At 50.7% G+C, this 6,301-nt stretch carries 8 protein-coding genes; 4 read left to right on the top strand and 4 right to left on the bottom strand.

The genetic code is table 11. From position 1 onward, the window contains the following. The first annotated feature begins 19 nt into the window (after window positions 1-19). A complete protein-coding gene (gene catA / locus MES37_RS22880) occupies window positions 20-946 on the top strand; it encodes a catechol 1,2-dioxygenase (RefSeq protein ID WP_121815149.1) in 927 nt (308 codons plus the stop codon). Window positions 947-1,057: 111 nt separating this feature from the next. On the opposite strand, the gene MES37_RS22875 is transcribed toward catA, so the two are convergent. Then, window positions 1,058-1,489, bottom strand: coding sequence for a hypothetical protein (locus MES37_RS22875; RefSeq protein WP_237932701.1), 432 nt, complete (start codon window positions 1,487-1,489; stop codon window positions 1,058-1,060). Window positions 1,490-1,951: 462 nt separating this feature from the next. Next, the gene (locus tag MES37_RS22870) at window positions 1,952-2,491 is read right to left on the bottom strand and encodes a DUF2058 domain-containing protein (RefSeq protein WP_064544677.1); all 540 of its coding nucleotides are present in this window, start codon (window positions 2,489-2,491) and stop codon (window positions 1,952-1,954) included. A 233-nt stretch (window positions 2,492-2,724) separates the two neighbouring features. Between MES37_RS22870 and MES37_RS25015 the strand changes: the two genes are divergently transcribed. Then, a complete protein-coding gene (locus MES37_RS25015; RefSeq protein WP_370090883.1) occupies window positions 2,725-2,970 on the top strand; it encodes a hypothetical protein in 246 nt (81 codons plus the stop codon). Between the two features lie 23 nt (window positions 2,971-2,993). Here the strand turns inward: MES37_RS25015 and MES37_RS22865 are convergent, their stop codons facing one another. Then, the gene (locus tag MES37_RS22865) at window positions 2,994-3,920 is read right to left on the bottom strand and encodes a LysR family transcriptional regulator (RefSeq protein ID WP_064544681.1); all 927 of its coding nucleotides are present in this window, start codon (window positions 3,918-3,920) and stop codon (window positions 2,994-2,996) included. 168 nt (window positions 3,921-4,088) lie between these two features. Here MES37_RS22865 and MES37_RS22860 point away from each other — a divergent pair, with 168 nt between their 5' ends. Both MES37_RS22860 and MES37_RS22855 read left to right on the top strand, forming a co-directional pair. Further along, the gene (locus MES37_RS22860; protein ID WP_064544683.1) at window positions 4,089-5,462 is read left to right on the top strand and encodes an MFS transporter; all 1,374 of its coding nucleotides are present in this window, start codon (window positions 4,089-4,091) and stop codon (window positions 5,460-5,462) included. Then, window positions 5,459-5,914 (top strand): type II 3-dehydroquinate dehydratase, encoded by a 456-nt coding sequence (locus tag MES37_RS22855; protein ID WP_064544685.1) that lies wholly within the window; start codon window positions 5,459-5,461, stop codon window positions 5,912-5,914. The genes MES37_RS22860 and MES37_RS22855 overlap by 4 nt, the downstream gene beginning before the upstream one ends. A gap of 149 nt (window positions 5,915-6,063) precedes the next feature. Here the strand turns inward: MES37_RS22855 and MES37_RS22850 are convergent. After that, window positions 6,064-6,301 (bottom strand): GNAT family N-acetyltransferase (locus tag MES37_RS22850; protein WP_337927116.1); only part of this gene is annotated, 238 nt, incomplete at its 5' end.

Below are 6,301 nucleotides of genomic sequence, written 5' to 3'. Positions count from 1 at the left end.
CTACAGTGAGGAATATAAAATGACAGTGAATCCAGTAAAAACATCTGAATTAGAAAAGTTACTTGCTATCAGCAGCGGGTTAGTTTCACAGCAAGGCAACGAGCGCTTAAAAGTCATTCTGCATCAAGTGCTGGGTGATATTTGCCAGACCATCAAAAAATACGATATTACCGATGAAGAATTCTGGCTGGCGGTTAATTACCTGAATGAATTAGGCGAGCGTAAAGAAGCGGCATTATTAGCGGCGGGTTTAGGGCTGGAACATTATCTGGATATCCGTGCGGATGAAAAAGAAGCGGCAGCCGGAATTGAAGTGGGAACCCCTCGCACCATCGAAGGCCCGCTGTATGTGGCAAATGCGCCATTAAGCCAGAATTACGCGCGCATGGATGACGGCACAGAGCAGGCTGAAATCATGTGGTTACAAGGCAAAGTGACGGACTCCAACGGCAAGCCAGTTGCTGGGGCGGTTGTTGATATCTGGCATGCCAACACGTTGGGGGGATATTCATTCTTTGACCAGTCGCAAAGCCAGTATAACTTACGTCGCCGCATCCAGACCGGTGCCGATGGCAGCTACGCCGTGCGCAGTATTGTACCGTGCGGCTATGGTTGCCCGCCAGATGGACCAACCCAAAAACTGCTGACTGCAGTGGGTCGCCATGGCAACCGCCCGGCGCATATCCACTTCTTTGTCTCAGCGCCTGGTTATAAACATTTAACCACCCAGATTAACCTGAATGGTGATGCTTATTTATGGGATGACTTTGCTTTTGCCACCCGTGAAGAATTAATTGCCGACCCGCTTAAAATTACCGACACGCACATTGCAGAACAGCGCAAAATTAACCAGCCGCACACCGAAGTGAATTTCGACTTCACGCTGGTGGCGGCAAGCGATAATAGCGATGAAGCCAAAATTAAAAGAATGCGCGTGATGGAATAACGCTTTTAGCGTTAATAACAGAGTATAAATGGTGGATGGCGCTATCGCTTATCCACCCTACAAAACCTATTTCGTAGGTCGGGTAAGCGTAGCGCCACCCGACAAAATCATCTAACCGTGCAAAAATCGCGGTGCCTGCAAATCCTCGACCAGTTCATTGATTAACTCAAATAACATGCCAGTTAATGCGCGGTTCACATCTGCCGAATGGGCACGGCTTAATAATGTTTGGGTGAGCGCGTGGCAATACTGGCGCTGTATTTCTGAATCGCGATTCACCTGTATTTTGACTTCTTTTTCGACGGTGAGGCATTCCACCAGATAAGCAGGCAGCGGCTGCTCAAAGGTGGTTTTCATCACTTCCAGACAGTGCGCAATTCGCCCGCAAAGCGCTTGTTGTTCGGTTACTGTTTTGCATTCGATCAGCTCATCGGCAAGCAATTCGCAGACATTGAGGATCTGGAATAAATCCATGCTGGCGGTAATGGGGGAAAGCAGGGCGTTGCTGGAGTGCAGCTGAGAAAAATTTTGAGCTGACATCATGATGATTGTCTCCGATGAGTTATAAATATTGCCGCCATCGGAGTTCCTACACTCGTGGTGGTGGCGCTAATGAGGGTAGGAAACCGACCTCAAAGGATATCGGTCAACCCGAAGGTTGCCCCACCAGCGCCACCGTTGATAAGAATAAAGGTGTGCAGGTGCTGCGACAATCAAAAACTTTCTAAGTCTTTGATATCTTCTTTGAGAAAACCAGGTTCCTACGCCCGACACCAGATTTTGCTGGTGCGCAGAAAGAATACGACCTAAGGTTTGCAGGTGACAAGTCAGATTGTTGGGTTTTCAGCGTTGCATTTGTGCGATGCGAGACTGCTCGCAAAAGGGGAATTTAGTGTTAATGAAATTCAGGGCTACGAACAGTGATACGATTTATTGAGATGAGGGCAACGGAGTCAGCCCGTTGCCCTAAGAGATTCTGACCAGCTAAACACCTGGAAATCTTGATTACCACATCAAATCATCAGGAACGATGAAATCTGCGTATGGATCTTCTTCGTCCTGCGCTTCCTGGCTGAGCGCGCTATTCAATACAATATAGCTCGCATCACGCTGGGCAATTTTATCGGCGACACTCGCGGGGATAATCGCGTATTCACCGTCAGGGTTACTGTCTGTAACCAGACGAGCGATGGCGAGGCGGCCATTAGTTAATTGAGTTTGCGTTACCTTATCCACATAGACTTTTTTAATTAAATTATTATCTGTGAAGTTGTAACCAATATCACCTTTTGAAATAACAATTCTGTTCATTTCAATGAGTTGCTTTATCTGCGCTTTTAATTCTTTAGATAAAGTAGCTTGCTTTTGTTGCTCGCTTAACTGTTTATCACGTTCGATCTGTGCCTTTTTATTTTCTTCCACAGCCTCTCTTGCCTCACGAGCCTGAACCCGCGATTTTTTAGCCGTTCTTTGTACTTTCGCTACTTTTTTACTGCTGACTAAGCCAGCTTTAAGCATCTGTTCTTGTAATGTGAGTTTTGTCATGTTCGTGTCTAAAACCAATAAAAAATGTTGAGGGGATTATACCTTTAATTTTCGAGGCTGTGCGAGGTTGTAGGAGCCAGAGTGCATCAGTTTGGTTTAACGCCTTGTAAGGCTGTGGTTTGGCGGTACCTGATGTGTTGCACGAGTAAAAATCACCCGAATGCATGATTTTATGTGATGCAGATCACGTTCATGGTGAGGTGTTCCTTGTGAACACATCGTGACACAACCAGATAAGGTGGTCAGAAATGAAATATTATTTTGCTGCTTTGTTGTTATCTGCCATTGCCGCACCTTGTTATTCGCAAACTGTGGAGACCGAGAGTAATCAACCTGTCCCTAAAAGGACCAGCACCAGCGAGTATCAGCTCCAACACGCCCAGTCTTTCGGACCGGGAGTATTGGAGCTTGATACGGAGTGTTACAGCTTACCGAAGCCGGAGCATCAGCCCGGTGTAAATTGTGTCCCTGATTATTAAAACTCGGTCTTCCCCCAGTCATCTCATGGCTGGGGTTTAGTTCCTGTCTTTTTCATCTCAGCAGCCTCATCCCAACCGTGGGCTTCATTGATAAAGTGCAGCACTGCGCTTGAACGCTCATCAATCCTTGAAATCAACAACAGCTCACTCACCATTTCCGGTTGATCCAGCGGCACAATCCTTATCCCAGGCATGGTTAAGTGGGTGATGGTTTCTGGCACGATGCTCAGCCCAATGCCTGCTGCGACCAGGCCGGGAATACTCATCAGCGACGGGACATACATAATGTTCTCAGGGTGCAAATGGTTTTGTCGGCACGCCTGAAGAGTATGTGAGGTCAAGCCGATACCGGCAGCGTCTTGCAAAAACACGAATTTCTCGTGGCGCAGCGTCGACAGGTCACCGGTAAAACTATCTGCCAGCTCGTGGTTATCCGGGATCAGCAACACCAGTCTCGACTTGCTGAATTGATGAATGCGCAGACGGTCCGGCAGGTGATCTTTAAACACCCTGGCAAAGGCCAGATCCAGTTTATGGTCGATCAACATTTCGAACTGCGCGCTAATTCCCGCATCCACCAGCGAGACTTTGACGTCGGGGAAGGTGCTGAAGTAGTGCCGCAGTAATTGCGGCAGGTTGGCCTCGAATAACGCCGAGTGATAGCCGATGTTTATCTCACCCACCTCGCCACGCCGGGCACGCCGTGCTGCGGCAATCGCCAGCTTACCGGACTCGATGGATTGCCGCGCATGGGGCAAAAATGCCTCGCCCGCCGCGGTCAACACCACGCCACGGTTTTCCCGCCGAAACAGTGCCAGCCCAAGCTCAGACTCAAGAGTACGCATTAACTGGCTCAGTGCGGGTTGCGCAATGCCCAGTTGTTCGGCCGCCCGGCTGAAATGCTGCAAATCTGCGGCGACAACGAAGGCTTTCAAATGACGTAGTTCCATAATCCTCAGTGATAAGTTGAGCTTATCTATTTATCGTAATTTTGATAATTATTCTGCAGAGGGGATGCGCTAATGTCTACTGACTTCGACGTTTCCTGCGTGCACCTGTGCCGGAGCGGAGTGGTATGGATATCCTGCAACCATAATAATTAAAGGACCACTACCTCAATGAATACAACAACTCACGCGAGTCATGACCTACGCATGCCTCGCAAAGCGGTCACCGCCGCGACCATAGGTACTGCCCTGGAATGGTTTGATTTCACGCTGTATGGCGCGGTGTCAGCAACCATTCTGCCTAAATTGTTTTTCCCGGCGATGGAGCCGACCGCCGGTTTGCTCGCCTCGCTTGCAACCTTCGGTGTGGGTCTGGCCGCTCGCCCTGTGGGCGCGATCACCTGCGGTTATCTCGGTGACAAATTGGGTCGTCGCAACCTGATGTTGGCAACCGTGACACTGATGGGTCTGGCATCAGTACTGATGGGCCTGTTGCCGACCTATGCCCAGGTCGGTATTTGGGCACCCATATTGCTGGTTATCCTGCGAATTATTCAAGGTTTCGCGCTGGGCGGTGAGTCCACCGGGGCACAACTGATGGCGCTGGAGCACGCTTCTCCAGACCGACGCGGGCGTTATTCCGGCTTACTCGGCCTGTGTTCACCACTCAGTCAGATACTGGCCAACGGCGTGTTGATGGGGCTTGCCGCGACACTATCAACCGCGCAATTCGAAAGCTTCGGCTGGCGCATTCCCTTCGTCATGAGTTTCGTGCTGGTGGTGGTCGCCATCTTTATCCGGCTGAAAGTCGACGAAACCCCTGCGTTTGTCGCCCTGAAAAAGACGCCGGTCAAGCAGGAAAAAAGTCCGCTCAAGACCGCGGTAGGCAGCCACTACAAAACCATCCTGCGCCTGATGTTCTTCTTCTGCTCGCCAGCGGCGCTGTTCTATCTGATTGTGATTTTCTCCCTCAGCTACCTGACCAAGCACCTCGGCTTTAGCCAGTCGACAGGCTTTATGTCACTGATGGTGGCAAACATGTGCGCGATTTTTGGTGCGCTGGCGGGAGGGTATTTGTCCGATCGTTGGGGGCGCAAAAAAGCACTGGCCTTTGGTTCGTGCATGACCCTGCTGATCCTGTTCGTCTACTTCCCGATCCTCAATACATTAAACGTCGCGGCGATCATGGCTGTTATGGGGTTGTTCCTTGGCTTCACCCAGTTTCAGAGCGGCATCCAGCCCGTGGCCTTCGCCGAAGCGTTTCCAACCCAGGTGCGTTATTCGGGTTCCGCACTGGCCTACACCGGCGCAAACCTGGTGATCGGTGGCCCGATGCCGATGATCGCCGTGTGGTTGATGAGCCAGTCGAACAACTCGCCATGGCCTCTGGTGACGCTGTGCGCTGCTATCAACCTGATCTCGCTTGCCATGATCCTCATTGGCCCAGAAACCCGCGGCATCGACCTGAATACCGTCGCAGCACCTGACACGGAAGCAAATGCTGCTTCAGCTCTCTTTTCAAATAACACAATAGGACGACCATGAACCGCACCGTCTTCATCCTTAACGGCCCAAACCTGAACCTGTTGGGTCGTCGTGAGCCGCACATTTACGGACACACTACGCTCGAGCAGATACGCCAACGCAGCGAACGGCTCGCCGGAGAACTTGACCTGGTATGCGATTTTCGCCAGACCAACCACGAGGGCGTGATGGTCGACTGGATTCAGGAAGCCTTCGAGCAGGGCGCTGCGGTAATCATCAACCCGGCCGGCTTCTCGTTTCATTCGATTCCGGTGCTCGATGCCCTGAAGATGCTCGACACACCGCTGATTGAACTGCATCTGTCGAACATCCATGCCCGTGATGAACTGCATCGACACTCAATTATGTCGGGCGTGGTCAATGCCGTGATTTGTGGCATGGGGGCCGACGGTTATCCTTTGGCGATCCGCGCCATAGATGATTTGCTGCGCAGGCAGGTGGTTAACAACTGATCCTTTTTCGACGGATGCATGCAGGGCGGTCCAGAGGCAGATAAGTGCCGGGGCCGCCTTTTCATGTTTTCAGTTGCAAGCTTAGGAAGCAAAACGTCAGCGATTGGGGAATAGAGTCTGGAGGAGACGGGATGTATTGGCACTTCTCGTTATTGGTCTTCAAACAGCTTTTCGATGGACTTCGTTGGATAGAAAAGCGAATTTTCGTTACTTCCTGTAAGGGCAATGAAACCTAGTTTTAAGTAGAATTGTTTTGCCCGCGCATTTAGAGCATCAACAAATATTCCATGTACACCAACCGCCAGGGAAGCCAGATAAACGACGTTCATCGCATGCGTGACGAGTGTGCTTCCCCATTCTTGTCCCTGAAGGGATTTGTGAACGGCC

The organism is Buttiauxella sp. S19-1, from assembly GCF_022134725.1.
Classification (GTDB): domain Bacteria; phylum Pseudomonadota; class Gammaproteobacteria; order Enterobacterales; family Enterobacteriaceae; genus Buttiauxella; species Buttiauxella ferragutiae.
This window is presented reverse-complemented; position numbering and strand designations above follow the sequence as displayed.